Source organism: Collinsella aerofaciens, from assembly GCF_028209885.1.
Lineage (GTDB): Bacteria > Actinomycetota > Coriobacteriia > Coriobacteriales > Coriobacteriaceae > Collinsella > Collinsella aerofaciens_BA.
This window is the reverse complement of the sequence record NZ_JAQLEM010000003.1, coordinates 61,267-85,772: the sequence shown is the minus strand read 5'-3', so window position 1 is coordinate 85,772 and position 24,506 is coordinate 61,267. Positions and strand designations below refer to the sequence as shown.

Annotated in this window: 18 protein-coding genes; 14 read left to right on the top strand and 4 right to left on the bottom strand. The window is 60.2% G+C overall.

Annotated features, from left to right (window positions below):
* Positions 1 to 56: 56 nt before the first annotated feature.
* From PMX21_RS01395 to PMX21_RS01360, 8 genes are all read left to right on the top strand, one after another.
* Positions 57 to 1,673 (top strand): PTS transporter subunit EIIC, encoded by a 1,617-nt coding sequence (locus PMX21_RS01395; protein ID WP_117769497.1) that lies wholly within the window; start codon positions 57 to 59, stop codon positions 1,671 to 1,673.
* Between the two features lie 3 nt (positions 1,674 to 1,676).
* Positions 1,677 to 3,059, top strand: a complete 1,383-nt coding sequence (locus tag PMX21_RS01390; protein WP_271757433.1) for a 6-phospho-alpha-glucosidase — start codon at positions 1,677 to 1,679, stop codon at positions 3,057 to 3,059.
* Positions 3,060 to 3,315: 256 nt separating this feature from the next.
* The gene (locus PMX21_RS01385) at positions 3,316 to 5,148 is read left to right on the top strand and encodes an NAD(P)-binding protein (protein ID WP_271757431.1); all 1,833 of its coding nucleotides are present in this window, start codon (positions 3,316 to 3,318) and stop codon (positions 5,146 to 5,148) included.
* On the top strand, positions 5,142 to 6,953 hold the full coding sequence (locus PMX21_RS01380) for a [FeFe] hydrogenase, group A (protein ID WP_271757428.1): 1,812 nt from the start codon (positions 5,142 to 5,144) through the stop codon (positions 6,951 to 6,953). Before PMX21_RS01385 ends, PMX21_RS01380 begins: the two co-directional genes overlap by 7 nt.
* A gap of 2 nt (positions 6,954 to 6,955) precedes the next feature.
* Positions 6,956 to 8,014, top strand: coding sequence for an ABC transporter substrate-binding protein (locus PMX21_RS01375; protein ID WP_271757425.1), 1,059 nt, complete (start codon positions 6,956 to 6,958; stop codon positions 8,012 to 8,014).
* Between the two features lie 3 nt (positions 8,015 to 8,017).
* Entirely contained in the window at positions 8,018 to 9,397 is a 1,380-nt protein-coding gene (locus PMX21_RS01370) for an ATP-binding cassette domain-containing protein (RefSeq protein ID WP_271757422.1), read from the top strand.
* Between the two features lie 216 nt (positions 9,398 to 9,613).
* Positions 9,614 to 9,835, top strand: coding sequence for a type II toxin-antitoxin system RelB/DinJ family antitoxin (locus PMX21_RS01365; RefSeq protein ID WP_271757418.1), 222 nt, complete (start codon positions 9,614 to 9,616; stop codon positions 9,833 to 9,835).
* Complete coding sequence (locus PMX21_RS01360) at positions 9,832 to 10,773, top strand: CPBP family intramembrane glutamic endopeptidase (protein WP_271757415.1); 942 nt, start codon at positions 9,832 to 9,834, stop codon at positions 10,771 to 10,773. Before PMX21_RS01365 ends, PMX21_RS01360 begins: the two co-directional genes overlap by 4 nt.
* 8 nt (positions 10,774 to 10,781) lie before the next feature.
* On the opposite strand, the gene PMX21_RS01355 is transcribed toward PMX21_RS01360, so the two are convergent.
* Complete coding sequence (locus PMX21_RS01355; RefSeq protein WP_271757412.1) at positions 10,782 to 11,774, bottom strand: helix-turn-helix transcriptional regulator; 993 nt, start codon at positions 11,772 to 11,774, stop codon at positions 10,782 to 10,784.
* A 153-nt stretch (positions 11,775 to 11,927) separates the two neighbouring features.
* Between PMX21_RS01355 and PMX21_RS01350 the strand changes: the two genes are divergently transcribed.
* Positions 11,928 to 13,406, top strand: coding sequence for a family 1 glycosylhydrolase (locus PMX21_RS01350; RefSeq protein WP_271757409.1), 1,479 nt, complete (start codon positions 11,928 to 11,930; stop codon positions 13,404 to 13,406).
* A gap of 11 nt (positions 13,407 to 13,417) precedes the next feature.
* Positions 13,418 to 14,788 carry a PTS transporter subunit EIIC gene (locus PMX21_RS01345; RefSeq protein WP_161144795.1) on the top strand — a complete coding sequence of 457 codons (1,371 nt, stop codon included), beginning with the start codon at positions 13,418 to 13,420 and terminating at the stop codon, positions 14,786 to 14,788.
* Positions 14,789 to 14,914: 126 nt separating this feature from the next.
* Here PMX21_RS01345 and PMX21_RS01340 read toward each other — a convergent pair whose 3' ends face one another.
* Positions 14,915 to 17,056, bottom strand: a complete 2,142-nt coding sequence (locus tag PMX21_RS01340) for a YgiQ family radical SAM protein (RefSeq protein WP_271757406.1) — start codon at positions 17,054 to 17,056, stop codon at positions 14,915 to 14,917.
* A 253-nt stretch (positions 17,057 to 17,309) separates the two neighbouring features.
* On the opposite strand from PMX21_RS01340, the gene PMX21_RS01335 reads away from it, so the two are divergent.
* The 4 genes from PMX21_RS01335 (at position 17,310) to PMX21_RS01320 (ending at position 22,154) form a co-directional block, all read left to right on the top strand.
* On the top strand, positions 17,310 to 18,026 hold the full coding sequence (locus tag PMX21_RS01335; protein ID WP_052044066.1) for a YoaK family protein: 717 nt from the start codon (positions 17,310 to 17,312) through the stop codon (positions 18,024 to 18,026).
* Between the two features lie 164 nt (positions 18,027 to 18,190).
* Positions 18,191 to 19,357 carry a lactaldehyde reductase gene (gene fucO, locus PMX21_RS01330; protein WP_022094861.1) on the top strand — a complete coding sequence of 389 codons (1,167 nt, stop codon included), beginning with the start codon at positions 18,191 to 18,193 and terminating at the stop codon, positions 19,355 to 19,357.
* A gap of 265 nt (positions 19,358 to 19,622) precedes the next feature.
* Positions 19,623 to 20,642, top strand: a complete 1,020-nt coding sequence (locus tag PMX21_RS01325; RefSeq protein WP_271757471.1) for a M42 family metallopeptidase — start codon at positions 19,623 to 19,625, stop codon at positions 20,640 to 20,642.
* A 138-nt stretch (positions 20,643 to 20,780) separates the two neighbouring features.
* Positions 20,781 to 22,154, top strand: coding sequence for a hypothetical protein (locus PMX21_RS01320; protein WP_271757404.1), 1,374 nt, complete (start codon positions 20,781 to 20,783; stop codon positions 22,152 to 22,154).
* An 8-nt stretch (positions 22,155 to 22,162) separates the two neighbouring features.
* Here the strand turns inward: PMX21_RS01320 and mnmA are convergent, their stop codons facing one another.
* Both mnmA and cysK read right to left on the bottom strand, forming a co-directional pair.
* Positions 22,163 to 23,386, bottom strand: a complete 1,224-nt coding sequence (gene mnmA / locus PMX21_RS01315; protein WP_271757467.1) for a tRNA 2-thiouridine(34) synthase MnmA — start codon at positions 23,384 to 23,386, stop codon at positions 22,163 to 22,165.
* 57 nt (positions 23,387 to 23,443) lie between these two features.
* Positions 23,444 to 24,382: a cysteine synthase A gene (gene cysK / locus PMX21_RS01310; RefSeq protein WP_055310201.1), complete on the bottom strand. Its 939-nt coding sequence runs from the start codon at positions 24,380 to 24,382 to the stop codon at positions 23,444 to 23,446.
* Positions 24,383 to 24,506: the final 124 nt, after the last annotated feature.

The window sequence follows — 24,506 nt, the reverse complement described above, 5'->3', positions numbered from 1 at the left end:
AGTCTTGTCTAGGGCACATCTGTCTTAATTTGCGGAAAAGGAAGGGGAGTACCGCTATGACCGCAAAAAAGAAGTTCAATTTCAAAGCGCCGTTGGAGGTGTTCGCGAAGTCGATCGTTCAGCCGATGATGTATCTCTCGGTTGCCGGCATCCTGCTCATCGTGGGCATCATTCTGACCAACAAGACCATCTGCGCTTTGGTCCCCGTACTGGGCTCCGGTCCGTTCCAGCTTGTGGGCGCCGTTGTCTATCAGTCGCTGATGTTTATCATCAATAACCTCTCGATTCTGTTCTGCGTTGGCATCGCCGGCGCCATGGCAAAGAAGAACAAGGGCCATGCTTCGCTGATCGCCCTGATGTCGTTCTTCCTGTTCCTGCAGGCTAACAACATCGTGCTCAACGCCACCGGCTCTCTTGCCGATGCGAGCGGCATGCTCGGTCTTACCGGAACCGGCCAGGCCACCGTTATGGGCATCCAGGTACTCGATACTGGCGTGTTTGGCGGCATCATTCTCGGTTGCATCACCGGTGCCGTGTTCAACAAGTACTCGAACAAGCAGTTCCCCATTGCCCTTTCGATGTTCTCGGGCGTTCGCTTCCCGTTCCTGATTATGATCATCATCTCCTGGATCATGGGCGCTGGCTTCTGCATCGTTTGGCCTCCGGTTCAGGGCGCCATCTCCTCCGTTGCCGGCATCATTAAGGAGTCGGGCAACATCGGTCTGTTTATCTACGGCATGCTCAACAAGCTGCTCGTTCCCACCGGTCTGCACCACCTCATCTACACCCCGTTCCAGTTCTCCGATGTGGGTGGCACCCTGACACTGGGCGATCAGGTTATCGCCGGCGCCTACCCCATCCGTGTCGCCGAGATGGCAATGACGGGCCAGCCCTTCTCCGATAGCACCTACTTCAACAGCTACACCTTCAACAACCTGTGGCCCTACATCGGTATCGGTCTCGCCTTTATCGTCACCGCTTACAAGGGGAACAAGGATAAGACCAAGGCCGTTATCATCCCGCTGATCATCACCGCCGTGCTCTCCTGTGTCACCGAGCCCATGGACTTCCTCTTTGTCTTTGCCGCTCCCGTGCTCTTTGTCGTTCACTCGGTTCTTTCCGGCATCTTCCTGGTCCTGCTCAAGGTCCTCTCCGTGCCCGCTTCGACTGCAGGCGGCATCATCAACATCGTGGTTTCCAACCTGGTCCTGGGTGTCGACAAGACCAACTGGCCGGTTATGCTGGTGCTTGGAGTCGTCAACGCCGCTCTGTACTTCTTCCTCTTCACCTTCCTCATCAAGAAGCTCAACCTCCACACACCTGGTCGCGAGGAGGAGTCCGAGCTCGCGGAGTCCGTTGCCGAGGGCGAGGCCGCCGCGTCTGTCGCGGTGAAGCAGGGCGCTGTTGCCGCAGCTCCCGCAGAGGGCGTCGATGCAGGTATTGCCGACCTGGTCGCAGGTCTTGGTGGCAAGGACAACATCGAGGAGCTCGAGAACTGCTTTACGCGTCTCCGCGTGAACGTTAAGAACCCGGACCTCATCAATGAGGACCTCATCAACCACGTGCCCAACAGCGGCATCAACCGCAACGGCAATAATATCCAGATCATCTTTGGCATGAAGGTCGCCGAGATGCGCGACAAGGTCGAAAACGCAATTGAGAAGGAGCAGTAAACAATGATCATTACTCTGTGTGGTGGCGGATCCACCTTTACCCCCGGCATCGTCAAGTCCATCGCCCTGCGCAAGGACGAGCTCGACGTTGACGAGATTCGTCTGTACGACATCAACGAGGAGCGCCAGCGCAAGATCGGCGTGCTCGTGGACTGGATTTTGCACGAGGACCTCGGCCTGGACATCAAGCTCACGGTGACCACCGACAAAAAGACGGCTTTTACCGACGCGAGCTTCGTGTTTGCCCAGATGCGCGTGGGCGGCTACGCCATGCGCGAGCAGGACGAGAAGATTCCGCTGCGTCACGGCTGCGTGGGTCAGGAGACTTGCGGTTGCGGCGGCCTTGCCTACGGCATGCGCACCATCTTCCCCATGGTCGAGCTGATCGATGACGTTGAGAAGTACGCCAAGAAGGACTACTGGATTCTCAACTACTCCAACCCTGCCGCCATCGTCTCCGAGGGCTGCCGCGTGCTGCGTCCCAACGCTCGTATCATCAACATCTGCGACATGCCGATCGCGATCATCGACGTGGTTTGCGCCGCGCTCGATATCGACAAGAAGGATGTCGAGTACGATTACTTTGGCCTCAACCACTTTGGTTGGTTCACCTCGATCCGCCACAGGGGCGAGGAGGTGCTCCCGCAGCTGCGCGAGTACATCAAGGAGCACCAGATCCTGCTGCCCGACTCTTACCTCAAGGGCATGGGCTCGCTCATGGCAAAGAAGCCCGAGGAGGCCGTCGACGAGCACCCCGAGCAGAACCGCCACACCAAGGGCAGCTGGTACTACGTCTGGAAGGGCGAGTACGAGATCATGGAGTGCTTCCCGGAGTACCTGCCCAACACGTATCTGAACTACTACCTGCAGCAGAAGGAGTTCGTCGAGCACTCCAACCCCGAGCGCACCCGTGCTAACGAGGTTGAGGAGACGCGTGAGAAGAACCTCTTTGATGGTATCGACCATTACGAGAAGACGGGCGAGATCGACGAGAGCACGTTCTATGCGGGCAGCCACGGCGACTGGATTGCCGATCTGGCTATCGCTCTGAAGAACGACACCAAGCAGCGCTTCCTGGTCATTTGCGAGAACAAGGGCGCCATCCCCAACATGCCCTACGACGCTATGGTCGAGCTGCCTGCCTACATTGGCAAGAACGGCCCCGAGGTCATCAGCCGCGACAACATTCCGCTGTTCCAGCAGGGCCTCATGATGCAGCAGCTGAACTCCGAGAAGCTCATTGTCGAGGCTACGATCGAGGGTTCGTACGAGAAGGCGCTTAAGGCCTTTACGCTCAACAAGACCGTGCCGTCGATGAAGGTCGCCAAGGAGGTTCTCGACGACATGATCGAGGCCAACAAGGGTTACTGGCCCGAGCTTAAGTAAAAGCAACAGGGTCGCTGGCCGCATGCCTGAAGCAATGCCCCGCCCACGTGATTGCGCGGGCGGGGCATTGTCGTTTGGTAACGCGTTTTATCAAATATGGCATTTATCTGCGATAATGTTCATTTTCACCGCTGATGGTGACATTTCATACCGCCTGCCGAACTGCGTGGAGACCTAACAACTTTTTAGGTCAGTGTTGTGCGTGTAGCAATTTCGCCCGGCCTCGCCTCCGGGCTGCCATGTGAGAGGGGATCTTATGGCTCGACTGCACGTAATGGAACGCAGCCACGCTCAGGCCGTCATGGACGACCTGCACGATGCGCTCGGACGCCGTCTGGCGGTGAGTTCGCTCGCCCCGTGCCCCGTCGAGTTTACGGCGGCGCTCGTCAACCTGTGCTCCACCCAGAGCTGCGGCAAGTGCACGCCCTGCCGTGTGGGCCTGAGCGCGCTGAGCGATCTGCTCGCCGATGTGCTCGAGGGCCGCGCCGATGAGTCCACGCTCAACCTGATTGAGCGCACGGCCCGCACCATCTACCTTTCGAGCGACTGCGCCATCGGTTACGAGGCCGGTGCCATGGCGCTTACGGCTATCCGCGGTTTTCGCGACGATTTTGAGCACCACATCCGCGAGCACTCCTGCGGCTTTGACCGCGAGGCCCGCGTCCCGTGCGTCTCGGGTTGCCCGGCGCACGTCGACATCCCCGGGTACATCTCGCTCGTCGAGGCCGGCCGTTATGCCGACGCCGTCAAGGTCATCCGCAAGAACAACCCGCTACCGCTCGTCTGCGGCCTGGTGTGCGAGCATCCCTGCGAGATGCATTGCCGCCGTGGCATGGTCGACGACCCCATGAATATCCTTGCTCTTAAGCGCTTTGCCGTTGAGCACAGCGACCTCAACGACCACAAGCCGCATGTAGTGGACAACACCGGTAAGCGCGTCGCTGTGATCGGCGGCGGCCCGGCCGGTCTTTCCTGCGCTTACTACCTGGCCGTGATGGGCCACAAGGTGACCATTTTTGAGCAGCGCCACCACCTGGGCGGCATGCTGCGCTATGGCATTCCCAGCTACCGTCTGCCGCGCGAGCGCCTGCAGGCCGAGATCGACTGGATCTTGAGCGTCGGTATCGACGTGGAGCTCGACCACTCCGTGAACGGCGAGGAGCTCGCTCGCCTGCGCGACGAGTTCGATGCCGTCTACCTGGCCATCGGTGCCCACAGCGACAAGAAGCTCGGCCTTCCGGGCGAAGAGGCTCCCGGCGTGGAGTCGGCCGTCAAGATACTGCGCGCCATCGGTGACGACGCGCTGCCCGACCTGAGCGGCCAGCGCGTGTGCGTTATCGGCGGCGGCAACGTGGCCATGGACGTGGCCCGCTCTGCCGTGCGCTGCGGCGCCGAAAAGGTAAGCATCGTCTACCGCCGCCGCATCTGCGATATGACGGCCCAGGACGCCGAGATCGCCGGTGCCCAGGCCGAGGGCTGCGAGGTGCTGGAGCTGACGGCCCCGCTCGCCATCGAGACGGGCGAGGACGGTCGTGTGAGGGGCCTGCGCGTGCAGCCGCAGATTATCGGCGAGCCCCGCCGTGGGCGCCCGGCCCCGCGTGCCGCCGCCACGCCCGAGCAGGTCATCCCCTGCGAGCGCGTGTTCGTGGCCATTGGTCAGGACATCGACTCCAAGCCGTTTGAGGACATGGGCATCGCCTGCAAGTGGGGTCGCGTCGTCACCGATTCGGACGGCGCCGTGCCCAACTTCGATGGCCTCTTTAGCGGCGGCGACTGCCAGACCGGCCCCGCCACCGTCATCCGTGCTATCAACGCCGGCCGCGTGGCTTCGGCAAATATCGACCACTACCTGGGCTTCGACCACAAGATTAAGCTCGACGTGGAGCTGCCGACCGTGCAATTTAAGGGCAAGCACGAGTGCGGCCGCTGCGAGCTGGGCGAGCGCGAGGCCGGCGAGCGCATTCACGATTGGAATCTGGTCGAACAGGGCCTTACCGAGGAGGAGGCACGCCAAGAGGCGAGTCGCTGCCTGCGTTGCGACCACTTTGGCTTTGGTGCGTTCCGCGGAGGGAGGAACCTGGAATGGTAGAGCTCAACAAAACCACTGTCGGCGACTACAGCGAAAACGGAGCGCACAACATGGTCAGGCTCATTATCGATAACTGCGAAGTCGTGGTGCCCGAGCACACCACGATCCTGGATGCGGCCAAGTCCGTCGGCATTCAGATTCCCACCCTGTGCTACCTGCGCGATCTAAACGAGATTGGCGGCTGCCGCGTGTGCGTGGTCGAGGTTGAGGGCTGCGATCAGCTGGTCGCAGCCTGCAACAACTACGTGCTCGACGGCATGGTGGTCCACACCAACAGCCCCAAGGCCCGCGAGGCCCGTCGCACCAACGTGCAGCTGCTGCTGTCTCAGCACGATTCGCAGTGCACGAGCTGCGTGCGCAGCGGCAACTGCAACCTACAGACCATCGCCAACGACCTGGGCATTTTCTATCTGCCGTATCAAAGGCATTTGGCGGGCGAGGGCTGGGATTTCGATTTTCCCATCATCCGCGAAAACGACAAGTGCATTAAATGCATGCGCTGCATCAAGGTGTGCGAGAGCGTGCAGGGCCTAGGGATTTGGGACCTGACCAACCGCGCCACGCATACCGCTGTGGGTACCCGCGGGCGCGCGCCGATCGACAAGACCGATTGCGTCGCGTGCGGCCAGTGCATCACGCATTGCCCGACGGGCGCGCTGCGCGAGCGCGACGATACCGAGACCGTGTTCGACGCGCTCGCTAATCCCGACAAGATCGTGCTGGTGCAGATCGCGCCTGCCGTGCGCAGCGCCTGGGGCGAGGAACTCGGCATTCCGCGCGAGGAGGCCACCGTTGAGCGCCTGGCTTGCGCGCTGCGTCGCGTTGGCTTTGAGTACGTGTTCGACACCGATTTCTCGGCCGATCTCACCATTATGGAGGAGGGCTCCGAGCTGCTCGAGCGCTTGGGCGCCGCCGCCAAGGGCGAGGGTGACAGCCGCGGCTGGCCCATGTTTACGAGCTGCTGCCCGGGTTGGGTGCGCTTTGTGAAGGCGCGCTATCCGGAGTTTGTCGACAGCCTGTCTACGTCCAAGTCGCCGCAGCAGATGTTCGGCGCTATTGCCAAGACCTACTACGCCAAGGTGCTGGGCGTGGAGTCCGAGCGCCTGTTCGTGGTGTCCGTTATGCCGTGCACGGCCAAGAAGGCCGAGTGCGCGCTGCCGAGCATGGTGGGCGAGGGCGGCACGCCCGATGTGGACGTTGCGCTGACGGTGCGCGAGATGGTGCGCATGATCCGCGCGAGCCACGTGAGCGTGGACACGCTGGTCGAGGAGCCGCTCGACACGCCGCTGGGCTTTGGCACGGGCGCGGGTGTGATCTTTGGCGCCACGGGCGGCGTGATGGAAGCCGCTGTGCGCTCGGCCTATTACCTGGTGACGGGCAAGAACCCGGATGCCGATTTCTTTACCGACGTGCGTGGCCTGGATGGCTGGAAGGAAGCCGTCGCCGATATCGATGGCACCAAGGTGCGTGTTGCCGTGGCGCACGGGCTGGGCAACGCCGCCCGCCTGCTCGACGCGATTCGCGACGGCCGTGTGAGCTATGACTTCGTTGAGGTTATGGCATGCCCGGGCGGGTGCGTCGGTGGTGGCGGTCAGCCCATCCACGACGGCTGCGAGCTGGCGGCCGAGCGCGGCCAGGTGCTGTGGGGCCTGGATGCCGCTGCGGACATTCGCTTCTCGCACGAGAATCCCGATGTCCAGGCGTGCTACCGCGAGTTCTTGGGCGAGCCGCTCTCGCCGCTGGCCGAGGAATTGCTGCATACCGACCATCGCGCATGGACGATGCCTAACGAGGGGACGTGCTAGCGATGCGCGCGTTTGATGTTGAGATGTCGCGCCGGGGGTTTGCCTCGGCGCTCGCCGCGGGCGCCCTGTCGCTTGCGCTCGCGGGCTGTGGCGGCGGGGCTGCCGGTGCCGGGTCCGCCGCGGGCTCGGCTGCCGGGTCTGCCGCTGACGGTGCCGCTGCCGAGCCGGTCGAGGTGCACGTCGCCTCGCTCAAGGGGCCGACGTCGATTGGGCTGGTGCGGTTTATGGGCCAGGCGACCGATGGCGAGACGGACAATGAGTTCGACTTTGCGATTAACACTGCCGCTGACGAGATCGTGCCCAAGGTGATTCAGGGCGATGTCGATATCGCCCTAGTGCCCGCCAACGTGGCGAGCGTGCTCTACAACAAGACCGAGGATGCGGTGCAGGTCATCGACATCAACACGCTGGGCGTGCTGAGCGTGGTGACGGGCGACGCGAGTGTGGCCTCGTTTGGCGATTTGGCGGGCCATACCGTCTACATGACGGGCAAGGGCACCACGCCAGAGTACGTCATGAACTACCTGCTGGAGCGCGCGGGCCTGACCGGCCAGGTGACGCTCGAGTTTAAGAGCGAGCCCACCGAGGTGCTGTCGGCCCTGCTTGCCGACCCGTCCGCCGTGGGCGTGCTGCCGGAGCCGTTCAAGACCGCTGCCATCGCCAAGAGCGAGGGCAAGCTGTCGGCACCGGTAAATCTGACTGATGTGTGGGATGAGCTGGCGGGTGACACGGGTTCGCGCCTGCTGACGGGCGTGACCGTGGTGCGCCGTGCCTTTGCCGAGGAGCATCCCGAGGCCGTGGCGGAATTCTTGCGCCGCCATGAGGCGAGCGTGAAGGCCGTCAATGCGGCGCCGGCGGGCTGGGCTCAGGCCGTGGTCGATGCGGGCATCGTGGATAACGCCACGATTGCCGAAAAGGCGATTCCCGGGTGCATGCTCGTGTGCCAGACGGGGAAGGATATGAAGGCGGCGCTCGGTGGGTACCTGCAGGTGCTGGCCGATGCGGACGCGAGCGCCGTGGGCGGCAAGCTCCCGGCTGACGATTTCTACTACATGGAGTAGCCCGTGCGTGCGTTTGCTCGACAAATGACAGAGCGTATGAAGGCGGTGGCGGCAGTAGGTGCCGTTGCCGCCTTTTGGCTTGCCGTGTGGGTCTTTGCAGCGGCGTTGGCAGCGCAGCCGTTGATTTTGCCGGGGCCGGGCGCTGTCGTGGTGGCGCTGCTGCGACTGGTATGCGATGCCGGTACCTGGGCGATTTTGGCGGGCTCGGGCGTGCGGATACTGGGCGGGCTGGCGCTTGCCGCGGTGTGTGGTGGCGTGCTTGCCGGGATTTCGTCACGTTCGCGGACGTTTGCCCGCCTGGTGGCACCGGCGCTTTCGTTTGTAAAGGCTACGCCGGTTGCCTGCGTGGTGGTCCTGCTGCTCATTTGGCTGGGGTCGGCGCGCGTGAGCATTGCGGCGGTCTTTTTGATGGCGCTGCCGGGTGTGTTTTTCTCGCTGGTCGAGGGTTTGACGCAGGTTGATCAGCCGCTGGAGCAGATGTTTCGTCTGCATGGCGTGCGGGGCTGGCGACTGTTTTGCGCCCACACCTGGCGCGAAGTCCTGCCGTTTGCGCTTTCGTGTGCCCGTGCCGTGATCGGCATGAGCTGGAAGGCCGGCGTGGCGGCGGAGCTCATCGGCATGGCGACGGGCACCGTGGGCGAGCGCATCTATCAGGCGAAGCTGCTCATCGAGACGGCTGACCTGCTGGCGTGGACCGTGTTGGTCGTGGCGGCATCGTGGGCATGCGAGCGCGTGTTGGTGTGGTTGCTGCGGGTTTCGGGGCCCGCGGCGTGGCGCGCGGCCGTGCGGGCACACAGGTGTGGTCCTCGCGGACGTGCAGGCGGCTCTGCTGGCGGCAGGGCTGCTGCGGAGCTTGCGCTCGCCGTGGGCGATCGCGCTCCCTGGGCTCCGGCGCTCGACGGACTGGTGCTTCGTGTGCCCGCCGGTGGGCGCGCCTGCGTGATGGGCACCTCGGGCGTGGGCAAGTCGACGCTGCTTGCGCTGGCGGCGGGGGAGTGCGCGCCGTGCTCCATGGTGTTTCAGGATGTGCGCCTGGTAGAGGGCGCCTCGGCTTTGGATAACGTGCTGGTGTGCGCCGACGCGCGCGTGGACGCCTCGAGTGCCGCGGCCCTGTTGCGCCTGCTGGTGCCGGGGGTCGATGTGCATGCTCGTGTGGCCGAGCTCTCGGGCGGGCAGCGCCGTCGCGTCGAGATTGCCCGAGCCCTGCTGTGTCCGGGCGGCGCAGTGATTCTGGACGAGCCCTTTACCGGCCTAGATACCGCTGCGCGCGACGCATGCGCCGAGGTCGTGCTCGACTTGCTCGACGGCCGCATGCTGTTGCTTGCTACGCACGATGCCGTCGACGCTCAGGCCCTCAATATCTCGGACATCATCACGCTCTAAATACTTACTCAGCAACAAAATGATCCGTTTTTTCTCCGTCCCCATAGGGTTGGGTATGGTATTCTATCTGCGGGGTAATACTTAGGATTACTAAATAATACCAACGCAGTAGAAACAAACTCCAGATGCGGGCCAATCGGGTTGCCTTCACAGCCCGTCGCCCAGCCGCGTGGCCCGCATCTATCCGCACCACCGTCGTTTCAAAAAGGAAGCGCCATGGCAGAACACATGACCCCGGTTGTCGCGAAGGTCTTGCCCGAGGAAAAGGCGGCCTTCGCGGCGGCAACCCAACTCGTAGGCACCACGCCGTCCAACGCCATCCGCATGTTCATCGCCGCCTTCAATCGCTGCGGCACCTTTCCGTTCGACATTTCGCCCAGCGGGGCCTTTGGCAAAGACTGTCCCCAACAGCTAGTCGTTAAAGAACGTCCCCAATGACTAGTCGTTGGGAGGAGGTCGGCATGCTCAATGCGCTGGTTTGGGCGCTTGCCTGTTTTGGCGTCGTCGCTGCCGATATTGTCCTGAGCATGGTTTTGTTCTCCGTGCTGGACATCGTGTCGGCGCTGACGGGTTTCCCGATCGACAACCTCGATATTCAATGGTTTCAAGCCGTCGCTCAGACGGCGTCGTTTTTGATGGCGCTGCTATGGTGGCGTTATTTGTGGCCGCGGTCGTTTATCGCGCGCTGGCAAGGTGAGCGTCCGCTTGGCGGGGGAGTGCGTAGCGCGTGGAAGCGCATTGCCTGCGTTATCGTGATCGGCTTGGCACTGCAGGTGGTCGTTGGCTACGTGACCGACGCCGTACTGTCATTGTTGCCCGAGGTCGCGGCCGATTACAGTGAACTTGTCGAGGAAACAGGCATGGGCGACACCAGCTATCTCGCCGTCCTGACTACGGTGCTCGGCGCTCCGTTTTGCGAGGAGCTGCTGGTGCGCGGCATCATTTTTGAGTTTTCGCTCCGAGCGTTTAACCCGCAGTGCCGCCCACTTTGGAAGCGCCGACGTCTCGTGCGACCGCAAGACGGCGCCATAGTGCCCTGGGCGGCCCCGAGTGCCTGGGGTGTCGCCGCGGCAATCGTGCTGCAGGCGGCGATTTTCGGTTTTATGCACATGAACTGGGTGCAGGGTTGCTACGCGGGGGCCGCCGGCCTCATCTTTGGCTGGGTACTCGTGACCACCGGAAAGCTCCGCTACACGATTCTGCTGCACTTTGCCTTTAATGCCGTGTCGTATCTCATGACGATGCTCTGGTTTGTGAACACGCCGCTCGACGTGGCAATTACGGTCGCTATCGCCGGTTTTGTGCTGGTAGAGGCGATGCGCTCACTGCTCCGATTGTGCATTCCTGTGCCGCGCGAAGCTGATCGATCTGAGTAATAACGCCTTTAACTGGACCGATGCGTCCTGAACGCACCTGGCGTTTCGCCGAATGCTTCTTTGAATTTTGAGTAAAAGAATGACATGTTGGAGATGCCGACTTTTCGGGCTACATACTGCACGCTGCGCTCGGTGTTATTGAGAAGATATGCCGCCTCTGTGAGCTGCTGGTTGAGCTTGATTTGCGAAAACGTTTTGCCGGTTTTTTGCTTGATCAAGCTGCTGAGATAGCTGGTGCTATAACCCGTATCGCTCGCAATGCTTTCAAGCGTGCATTCGCCGTAGCTTCGCTCAATATGATTCAGAATCGACACGATGCGTTCGTCCGACATAATCGCCTGGTTATCAGTTGCGGAGCGTCGGTACAGTCCTCGAATGAGAACAAGGAATAGGCTGACGGCGAGGTGCCTCATGAGTTCATTGGAGTAGGCATCTTTAAAGTGATATTCGATAAAGAGCATCTCGATGAGGCGTCGCGCATGTCGGGCGTATTCCTCTGGAAGAATGAGATATTTGCGGGCCTCACGGTTTCTGGACACAAAATCAAATAGGAGATTCGTTAATGGTGACGCGCCGGGTAGCTGGCTCAGGAAAACCGAATCGAACATTTCCTTCTTGAAGACGATTGAAATGACGATATCATGCTCGCCCTTAACGTATGGAACGCTTCTGACTACTCCGGTGTTGCAAATGAGCACGTCGCCCTTTTTAAGGAGTAGTCGCCGTCCGTTGACGATGAACGTGCAGACGCCGTCGTACACGTAATTAAGCTCCATATCCCGATTGATATGAGGAGGAATGTCGGTAAAGCGCGACTCTTTGATAAGGCCCACGGGGTTTTCGTCAAGGGTTTCTTTCCAATCAAACAGATAGACCTCTTGGCCGTTAATGGTTGTGGTTTCCACCCTGTTATATCGCGGGCTGGGCTCTCCCGGATGCGTACGATGCCACTCTTCGGTCTCGGTATGCGTATAGAGCAACTGTTTGAGATTCGAATCCATGGGGTGCTCCAGCGGTGAACGGTAGAATTGATGCCTTGAACGGTATTATATCTAAAAAAATGTTATAAACCCAAGCTTTCTATGCGATATCTTATGCATCTTGTTCTTCCTAGTATTGGGTTATCCGCTGGAGCATCCGATCAAGGAGGGCAAATGGGTAAGTTAAAACATGGATTTGACTCCGACTTTTTATGGGGCGGAGCCATATCGTGCTCGCAGGCTGATGGCGCCTGGAATGAGGGCGGAAAGGGAAAGTCGACGCAGGATTGTCGATGGCTGGATGGCACCTGGACTCATGACCAGATCGAGGACAAGCATCAAAACAACCCCTTCTGCCATGACGAGCTAATGAACGCTCTCGCAGATGATGGCGTTGAGTTCTACCCGTTTAGGCGTGGCAACGACTTCTATCATCACTATCGTGAGGACATCGCGCTTTTTGCGGAGATGGGTCTCAAGCTGTTCCGCACCTCTATTTGCTGGAGCCGAATCTATCCTAACGGAGATGACCTTGAGCCTAACCGCGAAGGCATCGAGTGGTATCGAAGCATGCTGGGTGAGTGCAAAAAGCACGGCATTAAGACCTTCGTCACCATGCTTCACTATGACATCCCGGTAAATCTTGTTACCACATATGGAGGATGGAAGAATCGCAAGACGATTGATTTCTTCGCCCGCTATGTCGAGACAATCGTTACGGAATTGGGCGATCTGGTCGATTTCTGGCTGCCTTTTAACGAGTTCAATGCAGCGCGTTTTTCGCCTTGGGACGGGGTCTGTCTGGTCAAAGACGAAGAGGGAGAGAACTTCGATCGAGCCATCTTCCAGTGCCTGCACCACGAGTTCGTTGCCAATGCGCGTGCCGTCGAGATTGTCCATCGTCTTTCGCCCGATACTCCCGTTGGCGGCATGATCGCTCGATTCTGTACGTATCCTGCCACCTGCCGTCCCGAAGATAACATGCAGGCTATTCACGACGACCAGTATTCCAACTGGTTCTATACGGACGTGATGGCTCGTGGAAAATACCCCGCTTATATGAATCGCTATTTCGATGCGTGCGATATCGAGATTCAAATGGAGCCGGGCGATGAAGAGCTTATCGCCCGCAACACGGTCGACTTCCTGGCCTTCTCGTACTACTTTTCCCAGGTATCCACCTGCGATCAGGGATGGGAGAAGACTGCGGGAAATCTGGTCATGGCAAACAAGAACCCTTATCTCGAGACGAGTGAGTGGGGCTGGCAGCTCGATCCCATTGGCCTGAGGGTTACCCTTAACCAGATGTATGACCGCTATGGGCTGCCCCTGTATATCGCCGAGAATGGCCTCGGTACATCTGATGTAGTCGAGGAGGATGGCAGCATCCACGACGAGTATCGAATCGATTATTTGCGCCAGCACATAAAGTGCCTTAAAGAGGCAGTGATCGATGGCGTTGACGTGCGCGGATATATGATCTGGGGATTCATTGACCTTGTTGCCTGCGGTCCTCTTACGATGGACAAGCGATACGGGCTTATCTATGTCGATCTGGATAATTGCGGCAACGGCACTGCGGAGCGCTTGCGTAAAGACTCTTTCTATTGGTACCAGAAATGTATCGCCACTAATGGCGAGGATCTTGGATAGGAGTGATTGTTGTGGCAGACAAGAAGGAACTAGCCGCTCGTGTCCTCGAGCTCGTGGGCGGCGCCGATAACGTTGTTATGGCAACGCACTGCATTACAAGGCTCAGATTCAACCTGAAGGACGATAGCAAGGCAGACCTGGAGGCCCTTAAGACGCTTGACGGCGCCTTGGGCGCGCAAGTTAAAGACGGGCAGTGGCAGGTTATCATCGGCGCCAGCGTGGGGTCGGTATATGACGAATTGGAGCCCATGCTGGGCGACAGGATGGGTGGCGAGGTCTCCGCCGACGCCGAGCAGCCTGAGCTCCAAAAAGGTTCGGCTCGCGTATTCGATATCATCACCGGCATCTTCTCCGCTATCATTCCCGCACTGGTGGCGGGAGGCATCGTAAAGGGCATCCTGGCTGCTATCGCGGCTTTTGGAATCGACACGGGTGCCGGCGACTTTGCGATATTCAATATGATTTCGGATATCCCGTTCTACTTCTTGCCGTTTTTGCTGGCAATGTCTACGGCTGATAAGTTCCGAGTCAACCGCTCGCTTGCGCTTTGTGTTGCCGGATCGCTGATGTACCCGACCATTGTCAACGCTGTCGGTACGGGCGAGACGCCTCTTGCGTTGTTCGGTTTTACGGTGCCGATTTTTAGCTACGCCGATTCCGTGTTTCCGGTCATCTTTGGCGTCATTGGCTTGTCTTTTGTATATCGCGCAATCGACAAAGTCGTGCCGGATCTTTTTAAGCTCGTTGTTGTTCCGGCGCTCTCCCTTGCTATCGTGATTCCCGTTAACCTGTTTGTGCTTGCTCCGATTGGTGCCTGGTGCGGTCTTGGTCTTGCCAACGGTATCGTTTGGCTATTCTCGACGTTAGGCCCCGTTGCCGGTTTTCTGCTGGGCTTCTTTATGCCGCTTATCGTGCTCTTCGGCATGCACCAGTCAACGAGCCCTATCCAGATTTCCAATATCGCAACGCTGGGGTATGACTATCTGCTCCCGATTTCTTTCTGCCATAACCTCGCCGAAAGCGGTGCGTCTTTTGGTGCGGCCCTGCGCATGACCGACGAAAAGCTCAAGTCCGCTGCAATGACGTGCGCCTTCTCGGCGTTTATGGGAATCTCCGAGCCCGCCTTGTTTACCGTTCAGGTTCCTAACAGGACTCCGCTTATCGCTGCGATGATCGCGGATGGCATTGGCGGTGCGCTCACCGTTGTTCTGGGCGCAAAGTGCTTCGGCTTTGTTATGCCTGGCATTACCTCGTTGCCCGTTTATGCCGATCCAAGCGGCAATCCCATGAATCTGATCATGATTGTCGTCTGCATCGCTTTGACTTGGGTTATTTCCGCGACGCTCTCGTTTGCGCTCTATGGTCGTTTTGACAAAAAGTAACGATGTTTTGAGATAGACAATATTAATCGGCCGCTCGCCGGGGAATCGTTTTACGACGCCCCGGCGAGCGGCATTTTATTGGTGGGGGCGTGTGTGCCGCCAGCGGCGGCATGCCGCCTCGCCGCGCTAGTTACGCCTGCCGCCTCCGTTGGCGCCCTGTCGTCCCTGGGCCGCGCGGTTGCGGCCTGCGGTGTTCTGCGCACGCGACATGCCGCCGTGGCCCTTGCTGCCCTTAGGCCCCTTGCCAGCGGCGCCACCGTGGGCCTTGCCGCCCTTCTTGCCTGCGCCATGCCCACCGCCAGCAGACGTCTCGCCCGGGCGCGGCGGCACGGGACGGATCAGGCAATGCTTGGTGTAGCCGATCAGGTCGCGACGGCCAGCCTTTTCCAGCGCCTCGCGTACCAGCTTGTAGTTCTCGGGCTTGCGATACTGGATGAGCGCGCGCTGCATGGCCTTCTCGTGCGGGTCGCGCGCCACATAGATCGGTTTCATGGTGCGCGGGTCCACGCCGGTGTAGTACATGCACGTCGACATAGTGGACGGTGTGGGGTAGAAGTCCTGCACCTGCTCGGGCATGTAGCCCATGTCGCGCACGGCCTCGGCAAGGTCCACGGCTTCCTTCATGGTTGAACCGGGGTGGCTCGAGATCAGATACGGCACCACGTACTGCTTGAGTCCGTATTCGCGATTCAAGCGTTCAAATTTACGGCAGAATGCGTCGTAGACGGCGCGACTCGGCTTGCCCATCACGGACAGCACCGCGTCGCTCACGTGCTCGGGTGCCACGCGTAACTGGCCCGAGACATGGTGCTCTAGCAGCTCGCGCAAAAACTCGTCCGAGGCATCGGCCATGGTGTAGTCAAAGCGGATGCCGCTGCGGACGAAGACCTTCTTGACGCCCGGCAGCTGGCGTAGGTCGCGCAGCAGCTGCGTGTAGCCGGTCTCGTCGACCACCATGTTCTTGCACACGCTCGGCCACAGGCAGCGCTTGTTCTTGCACACGCCGTGCTTGAGCTGCTTGTCGCAGGCGGGGCGGCTAAAGTTGGCCGTCGGTCCGCCCACGTCGTTGATATAGCCCTTAAACTCGGGATCGCGCGTGAGCAGCTCGGCCTCGCGCATGATCGAGTCGTGGCTGCGCATCTGCAACACGCGGCCCTGGTGGAAGGTGAGGGCGCAAAACGAGCACTCACCAAAACAGCCGCGGTTGGAGCTTATGGAAAACTTGATCTCAGCAAAGGCCGGCACGCCGCCCGCCGCGTCGTAGTCGGGATGCCAATCGCGTGCGTAGGGGAGCTCGGCCACCTCGTCCATCTCGTCGGTGGTGAGCGTCGCCGACGGCGGGTTCTGCACCACGTACACGCTGTTGGGATATGGCTCTACCAGGCGATGCCCAGTGATGGGGTCCATATTCTGCTGCTGCACGTTAAAGCTGCGTGCGTAGTTGAGCTTGTCGGCGGCAAGGTCGTCCCAGCTGGGCAGCAGGTCGTAGTCGTAGACCTCGTCGAGCGAGCTGGTGCGGTAGACGGTGCCATTGATATAGGTAATCTGATCGATGGGCAGCCCCGCGTCGAGCGCGTCGGCGATCTCGACGATCGCGTGCTCGCCCATGCCGTAGATGAGGATGTCGGCGCCCGAGTCGAGCAGTACCGAGCGCTTGAGCTTGTCCTGCCAGTAGTCGTAGTGGGCCAGGCGACGCAGGCTTGCCTCGATGCCACCGATAATGATGGGGGCGTCCTTAAACGTCTGACGGATAAGGTTGCCGTAGACCGTGACGGCGCGGTTGGGGCGGTGCCCCTCCTCGCCACCGGGGGTATAGGCGTCGGTGTGGCGGCGGTGCTTGGTCACCGAATAGTGGTTGACCATGGAGTCCATGTTGCCGGCGCTGACCAAAAAGCCCAGGCGCGGCTCGCCGAGCACAGTGATGCTGGCGGGGTCGGTCCAGTCGGGTTGGCAGATGATGCCCACCTTGTAGCCGTGCGCGTCGAGGACGCGGCTGATGATGGCCATGCCAAAGCTGGGATGGTCCACGTAGGCATCGCCGCAGATGTAGACAAAGTCGCACTGGTCCCAGCCGCGCGCATCCATGTCGGCACGACTGACGGGGAGGAATTTATCGCGGCCCGGACGCCAGGGGCGGGCGGGCGTCGCTTGGGAATGCTTGGCGCGGGTGACCGTGGCCTGCGCCTTGCCGCCGCGCTTTTGCTGCTGGCCCTGTTTGCCCTGCTGTCCGCGTTGGCTGTTCTGAGCGTGCTGAGGCTTTTTTGCCACGATCCCTCCCGGTGTCTGTATGCTGCACGTAATTGTAACCAGTCTTTTTGGGGCGGGGCTAAAAAGACTGGGGGAGTACATGGGCTGGGGGATCGGCGCGTCGATACGGGGATCGTTTGTTTCCAGACTGTGTATCTGCGCGTTGGAGAACCCGTCTCGCGCGCACGCCATGTTGTCAATGGGTTACAGTATGAACGGCGGCTATGTTTCCGCCAACGCACGAGAGAGTCGTCAACAAGGAGGATGCACGACGATGCAGCGTGCCAAACAGATATCGGAGTCTATTGAGCTGGGCATTATCTTGGCGCTCGCCGGTGGCTTTATGGATGTGTATTCGTACATTGGGCGCGACCATGTTTTCGCCAACGCGCAGACGGGCAACATCCTGCTCGTGGGTGTAAGCATCTCGGAGGGCAACTGGCAGCTGGCGGGACGCTATTTCTTCCCCGTGGTGTCGTTTGCCGTGGGCATTATGCTTGCCGACCTGGTTCACGAGCGGTTCGGCAGCGTGATTCACTGGCGCCAGGTGACGGTGTTTTTTGAAGCCGTCATCTTGCTGGGCGTGAGCTTTATCCCCGGTGGCGGTTACAACCTGCTCGCCAACTGCCTCACTTCGTTTGCCTGCGGTATGCAGGTCGAGAGCTTCCGCAAGATTCACGGTCACGGTATCGCTACGACCATGTGCATCGGCAATTTGCGCAACGCGCTGCAAAACGTGGACGATTACATCATCACCCACAGGCGCGGCTTTTTGGAAAACGGCCTGCTGTACTTTGGCGTGATCTTTATCTTTGTGTTTGGCGCCGTGTTGGGCAACTGGTGTATTGAGCGCATGGGCCTGCACGCCATCGTCGTGGCGAGCTTGCTGCTGTTTGTCGCGTTTGCCATCATGTTCATCGACCGCGAGCGCGACTTGCGCTTACGCTGGAAGGTTGCGGCCGAGGCTTGGAAAGAGGGCTGCCGAAAGTAACCGAATGCGGCAAAGGGACTGTCCCTTTGCCGCAGTTTTTTCATCTTCTGTTGAAACGCTTTAACACTTTTGACGTTCTCACGCATTTTTTGTTTCAAAAGCGTTAGGATGGGACTCATAGCGTGGGGCGTAATGGGTGCTCCGCACACGATGGGAGGCTATCAATGGCTAATCGTTTCGTTCTCAATACCATCTCTTATCATGGTTCCGGCGCCATCAAGGAGATCCCCGGCGAGCTCCAGCGTCGTGGCTATAAGAAGATCTTCGTCTGCTCCGACCCCGATCTGGTCAAGTTTGGCGTTACCGCTAAGGTGACTGACGAGCTCGATGCCGCCGGCATCGCTTGGAGCCTCTACTCCGAGATCAAGCCCAACCCCACGATTCAGAACGTCAAGGACGGCGTCGAGGCCTTCAAGGCCGCCGAGGCTGACGCTATCGTGACCATCGGTGGCGGCTCCTCCATGGACACCGCCAAGGCCATCGGCATCATCATCAACAACCCCGAGTTCGCCGATGTCCGCAGCCTCGAGGGCGTTGCTCCCACTAAGAACCACGCCGTGTTCACCATCGCCGTGCCGACGACCGCCGGTACCGCTGCCGAGGTGACCATCAACTACGTCATCACCGACCCCGAGAAGGTCCGCAAGTTCGTGTGCGTCGACACCAACGACGCCCCCGAGGTCGCCGTCGTCGACCCCGACATGATGGCTTCCATGCCCGCCGGCCTGACCGCCTCCACCGGCATGGACGCTCTGACCCACGCCATCGAGGGCTATACCACCAAGGGCGCTTGGGAGCTCTCCGACATGTTCCACTTTGAGGCCATCAAGCTGATCAGCGAGAACCTACGCGACTCCGTTGCCGAGGCCAAGTCCGGCCAGCCCGGCTCCGGCCGCGAGGGCATGGCCCTTGGCCAGTATGTCGCCGGCATGGGCTTCTCCAATGTTGGCCTGGGCATCGACCACGCCATGGCTCACACCCTGTCCGCTCACTACGACACCCCGCACGGCGTCGCTTGCGCCATGCTGCTGCCGATCGCCATGGAGTTCAACAAGCCGGTTTGCGCCGAGCGTCTGGCCAAGGTTGCCGTCGCCATGGGCGTTGACACCACGGGCATGAGCACCGACGAGGCTGCCGACGCCGCTATCGCCGCCGTCAAGCAGCTTTCCGCCGACGTGAATATCCCGCACGTCTGCGAGGCCATGAAGGCTGACGAGATCGAGGTCCTGGCCAAGGACGCCATGGCCGACGCTTGTTTCCCGGGTAACCCGCGCGAGGCGACGCTCGACGACGTCATCGAGCTCTTCAAGAAGATTTGCCCGGCTGCCTAACTTGGTTCGGCGGGCCCCCGCCCGTTAGCCCCAGAATCGTCCTCGGACATGTCGGAGGCCCCGCTGCGCACTACGTGCGGCGGGGCCTCCTTCTGTCCTGCGGAAAGATTCTGGGGCTTACGGGCGGGGGCCCGCCGGCTTGTTGTTGTAGCGGGCACGGTTCTGGGGAGCTCGATGGGTCATCTCGCTAGGTAAAAAGATGGTTCGCGGTGGTATCGTTGTTGTGGGTTTAATTCGATATGAAAGGGTGACTTTGGTGTCCAAGATGGATTCTACGCTCTCCTATATTACTGGCCAGTTGAAGGCGCTGACTTCTATTGCTTCGCCTACGGGCTATACCCGTGCGGCGACTGATTATCTGATGGAAACGTTGCGCGATATGGGCTTTGGGCCTGAGCGCTCCAATAAGGGCAACGTGCTGGTTGAGCTTGGCGGCGAGGGCGAGCCGCTTGTGTTGGCGAGCCATGTCGATACCTTGGGCGCCATGGTGCGTTCCATTAAGGACAATGGCCGCCTGCGTCCCACGACGCTTGGTGGGCACCAGTGGTCTACGGCCGATGGCGAGAACTGCACCGTCTACACGCGTGACGGCAATGTGTACACGGGTGTGGTCCTCAATACCGAGCCTTCGGCGCACGTGGCCGATGAGCCGGTCAAAACCATCGAGAAGAACATGGAGATCTTGCTCGACGAGAACGTCGACAGCAAGGACGATGTGCTCGAGCTGGGTATTCAGACCGGCGACATCATCGCTATGGATCCGCGCACCACGGTGACGGAGAGCGGCTACATCAAGAGTCGCTTCCTTGACGACAAGCTGTCCGCGTCGATTCTGCTGGGTCTGGCCCGCGCCGTTGCTGACGGCGAGGTGTCGCTTTCGCGCAAGGTGTCGCTGCTCTTTACGGTGTACGAGGAGGTCGGCCACGGCGGTGCCTTTGTGCCGGCCGACACGCGCGAGATGATCAGCGTGGACATGGGCTGCGTGGGCGACGACCTGGGCTGCACCGAGCGCATGGTGTCGATTTGCGCCAAGGATTCGGGCGGTCCGTACAACTACGACTTGGTAACCACGCTGTCCAACATCGCGCGCGAGCTGGAGCTCGATTACGCCATCGACGTGTACCCGCACTACGGCTCCGACGTCGAGGCTACGCTTTCGGCTGGCTACGACATCCGTCACGGCCTGATCGGCCCCGGCGTGTACGCGAGCCACAACTACGAGCGCAGCCACATGGACGGCGTGCGCAACACCTTCGAGCTCGTCCGCGCCTACGTACAGCGCTAGGGGAGCAGTTTGCGACTCTGCTGACCAATCGCTAAGGCCCGATTTCTCGGGCCTTTTTTCGCTTTGGGCAATTTAGTATTATGATATATATAATCTATTAACTAAACGCGTAAATTACTTAACGAGGTGATGCGGCGTATGGATACATCTGAGTACTTGTCTATGGGTGATGCTGCCCACCTGTTGGGCGTTACGAAAGCCCGCATATCTCAGCTTGCCGTATCGGGAACGCTCACGTGCGATATTGTGGGCGGACGGAAGATGGTTGAGTATGATTCTGCGGTCGCTTATCAAAAAGTCCGCAAACGTGGACGCCGTCCTGCGGCCGATGTAGGGCGCAAGTTTACGCTGATGTCGGCCGACCATGAGGTCGCGCATGTCTCATTTGATCCGACGCGCGAGTTTCCCTTCGAAATCGCCGAGGTCCTCGATGCGCAACGAATGCCGTTTGGCACATGCTCGAGTTCTTCTCCAACGGTGAATAAGCGGGAGCTCAACGCGTGGTGGGGGCATCGGTCGGTGCCCGATGTTCGCCCTGGGCTTATCTCGCGCTACCGCGAGCTAGGGATTGTCAACGGCGTTGAGGTGCCGGTTCAGTGCCTGGGCCTCTCGCTTTCGGATTGCTATTGGCTGCGGCCGGCAGAATGCGACGGGCTCGAATGGCGAAACCTCAATTACTTCGAGAACGAATTTGAGCGATCGGCGCCCGAAGAGCGTTCGGGTTGGTTGGAAGGCATCGGTCTTAAAAATCCGGATAACACGTCCGAGGGTGAGCTCCCTAAATCGTGGATGATTCGCAACGGCGTTCGCGTTCTGGTCAAGGGATGCGGCATGGACGATCAACGTCCCTTTAACGAGGCGGTTGCAACGGCTCTACATCGTCGCTTGCTGTCAGAGGGTGAGTTTGTTCCTTATGCGGTTGAGCGGATGTTCGATGGCCCTGTGTGCCTGTGCGACGACTTTCTTGATGGCCGCGAGGAATACGTTCCGGCTGTTTACGTTAAGGGCGTACTTGGTAGCCAGCGGGGAAACTCGACATACGATCGATACTGTCGCTACCTTGGCAAGCATGGTGCCAATGAGGCTGCCGTGAGAAGGTCTATGTCGCAGATGATCGTTTGCGACGCCCTTTTGGCCAACAGCGATCGCCATTGGCGAAACTTCGGCATCATCCGCAATGTCGATACCTTGGAGATAAGGCATGCACCGCTGTTCGATAGCGGCAACTGTCTGTGGTATAACGTGCCAACTGCTGTGCTCGCAGCTGGGGAGTTTGGGTTTGCCGCTAAGCCGTTTGGACCCAATCCTTCCGTCCAACTGGCGCTTGCGGACTCGCTCGATTGGTTCGACTCATCACGACTCAACGGATTTGTTGATGAAGCGATTGAGATTCTTTCGCAGAGCGAATGGGCGACGGCGGAGGGTCGACTCGAGGCCATTCGCCGCGGCCTGGAGCGTCGCGTAATCGAGGTTGGTGCCGCTGTTGAGGTGCTTCGACACGTACAGCGATAAACCCGCGGCTACTTAAGTGCGCCGGTCACCGTGCCGCCGCCGAGGACGATGTCGCCGCGGTAGACTACAACGGCTTGGCCGGGGGCGATGGCGCGCTGCGGCTCGTCAAAAGTTAGCAGCATTTGCCCGTCTTCGCCGCGCGTAAGGGTTGCTGCTTGGTCTTTCTGACGGTAGCGGTACTTGGCGCCCACGCGAATGCCGCCGGCATCGAGTTCTGCCTCCATGCGGTCGGCAGGGGCGCTCCAGATCCAGTCGTCGGCCGTGAGTGCTGTGGCCGTTAGGTCTTCGGCCTCGCCCAGATGCACGGTGTTGTTGGCGGTGTCGACGCCCGTCACATACACGGGATGCGCCATCGCGACGCCCAAGCCCTTGCGCTGGCCGATGGTATAGCGCAGCGCACCGTTGTGGCGCCCGACCACGCTGCCGTCGCGCCATACAATATCGCCCGGCTCGGCGGCATGTCCACGGCGGTGCTCGATATAGCCCGCGTAGTCGCCGTCCGCGATAAAGCAGATATCCTCGCTCTCGGCTTTCTTGGCGTTTATGAAGCCCTGCTCGGCGGCTATGCGGCGCACGTCGCGCTCTTTGTCTAGGCCTGCCAGCGGAAAGATCGTGTGCGCCAGGCGCTCCTGCGTAAGCGAATATAAAAAGTAGCTCTGGTCCTTTTTGGGATCTTCGCCGCGATGCAGCTGCCAGGTGCCGTCTACTGTCTGGCTTGTTTTGGCGTAATGACCCGTTGCGATGTAGTCGCAGCCCATGTCCAGCGCCGCACCGAGCAACGTGCCAAACTTTATGTGGCGGTTGCAGATGATGCACGGGTTGGGCGTCAGCCCCTCCTGGTAGGCGTTCACAAAGCGCTCGATAACGCTGTGGTCGAAGGTCTGCTGCAAGTCGAGCACATGGTGGGGTATCCCCAGACGCTCGGCGACGGCCTTCGCATCGGCGATGTCGCGGTCGACCTTACTCATGCCCGTGGCGGGATCGGGCGCGGGGCAGGTGAGGCGCATGGTGGCGCCGACGCATTCGTAGCCCTGGCTTTTGAGCAGGTACGCGGTCACGCTGGAATCGACGCCGCCGCTCATGGCGACGAGCACGCGCTTGTTGTGCATGGGGAGGTTCTCCTTGGTGGCATGTGGCCAAAAAAGAAAAGCGGCGCGGGAGGCTGGTTCCGCGCCGCAGACATTGTAGCAAGTTCGGGCGTCTCGTGGGACACCCTGATTGGATGGGCTCAGACTGCCGGGAGAGAGGAGACCGGCTCGTCCGTGGGCTCAACCTATGGGCGACAGGCCCTAGTCCTGGAAGAGCGCCGTGGACAGGTAGCGCTCGCCGGTGTCGGCAAGCAGGGCCACGATGGTCTTGCCCTCGTTCTCGGGGCGCTTGGCCAGCTGCAGCGCGGCCCACACGGCGGCGCCGGACGAAATGCCCACGAGCACGCCCTCCTTGTGGCCCACGGCGCGGCCGGTCGCAAAGGCGTCGTCGTTCTCGACGGGGATGATCTCGTCATAGACCTGGGTGTCGAGGACGTCGGGCACAAAACCGGCGCCGATACCCTGGATCTTGTGCGGGCCGGCTTGGCCCTTGGAGAGCACCGGGGAAGTGGCGGGCTCGACGGCGACGACCTTGATTTCGGGGTTCTGCTCCTTAAGGAACTCACCCACGCCGGTCACGGTGCCGCCGGTTCCAACGCCGGCGACGAAGATGTCGACCTCGCCGTCGGTGTCATCCCAGATCTCGGGGCCGGTCGTGGCCTTGTGGATGGCGGGGTTGGCGGGGTTCACAAACTGGCCGGCGATGATGCTGTTTGGCGTCTCCTTCTGCAGTTCCTCGGCCTTGGCGATGGCGCCCTTCATGCCCTTGGAACCGTCGGTGAGCACGAGCTGTGCGCCATATGCCTGCATAAGCTTGCGGCGTTCGACGGACATAGTCTCGGGCATGGTGATGATCACCTTGTAGCCGCGAGCCGCCGCCACCGAGGCGATGCCGACGCCGGTGTTGCCACTCGTGGGCTCGATGATGGTGTAGTCGCCGCCGCGCACGAGCTTGCCGGCCTTCTCGGCCTCGTCGATCATGTTCTTGGCGACGCGGTCTTTGACGGAGCCGGCGGGGTTGAAGTATTCCAGCTTGACGAGCACGCGGGCCTTGAGGTCCTCATCGGCCTCAAAGTGAGTGAGCTCCAGAAGCGGAGTGTGGCCGATAAGCTGATCGATGGACGTGTAAACATTGCTCATGGTGAACCTCCAAAGTGTTCAAATGACTGGATACCGTGTGGTTTTACGGTGTGTGTAGCAGAGAAACCCACAAACCTTATGGGTTGTTCGTTTTGCTGTTGGCAAGCATAGTAGACAGTAAAGC

Excerpts from the sequence above, each read along its gene's own strand:
- PMX21_RS01395 (WP_117769497.1), top strand. The coding sequence starts at position 57 with ATGACCGCAAAAAAGAAGTTCAATTTCAAAGCGCCGTTGGAGGTGTTC.
- PMX21_RS01390 (WP_271757433.1), top strand. The coding sequence starts at position 1,677 with ATGATCATTACTCTGTGTGGTGGCGGATCCACCTTTACCCCCGGCATC.
- PMX21_RS01385 (WP_271757431.1), top strand. The coding sequence starts at position 3,316 with ATGGCTCGACTGCACGTAATGGAACGCAGCCACGCTCAGGCCGTCATG.
- PMX21_RS01380 (WP_271757428.1), top strand. The coding sequence starts at position 5,142 with ATGGTAGAGCTCAACAAAACCACTGTCGGCGACTACAGCGAAAACGGA.
- PMX21_RS01375 (WP_271757425.1), top strand. The coding sequence starts at position 6,956 with ATGCGCGCGTTTGATGTTGAGATGTCGCGCCGGGGGTTTGCCTCGGCG.
- PMX21_RS01365 (WP_271757418.1), top strand. The coding sequence starts at position 9,614 with ATGGCAGAACACATGACCCCGGTTGTCGCGAAGGTCTTGCCCGAGGAA.
- PMX21_RS01360 (WP_271757415.1), top strand. The coding sequence starts at position 9,832 with ATGACTAGTCGTTGGGAGGAGGTCGGCATGCTCAATGCGCTGGTTTGG.
- PMX21_RS01355 (WP_271757412.1), bottom strand. The coding sequence starts at position 11,774 with ATGGATTCGAATCTCAAACAGTTGCTCTATACGCATACCGAGACCGAA.
- PMX21_RS01350 (WP_271757409.1), top strand. The coding sequence starts at position 11,928 with ATGGGTAAGTTAAAACATGGATTTGACTCCGACTTTTTATGGGGCGGA.
- PMX21_RS01335 (WP_052044066.1), top strand. The coding sequence starts at position 17,310 with ATGCAGCGTGCCAAACAGATATCGGAGTCTATTGAGCTGGGCATTATC.
- fucO (WP_022094861.1), top strand. The coding sequence starts at position 18,191 with ATGGCTAATCGTTTCGTTCTCAATACCATCTCTTATCATGGTTCCGGC.
- PMX21_RS01325 (WP_271757471.1), top strand. The coding sequence starts at position 19,623 with ATGGATTCTACGCTCTCCTATATTACTGGCCAGTTGAAGGCGCTGACT.
- PMX21_RS01320 (WP_271757404.1), top strand. The coding sequence starts at position 20,781 with ATGGATACATCTGAGTACTTGTCTATGGGTGATGCTGCCCACCTGTTG.
- cysK (WP_055310201.1), bottom strand. The coding sequence starts at position 24,382 with ATGAGCAATGTTTACACGTCCATCGATCAGCTTATCGGCCACACTCCG.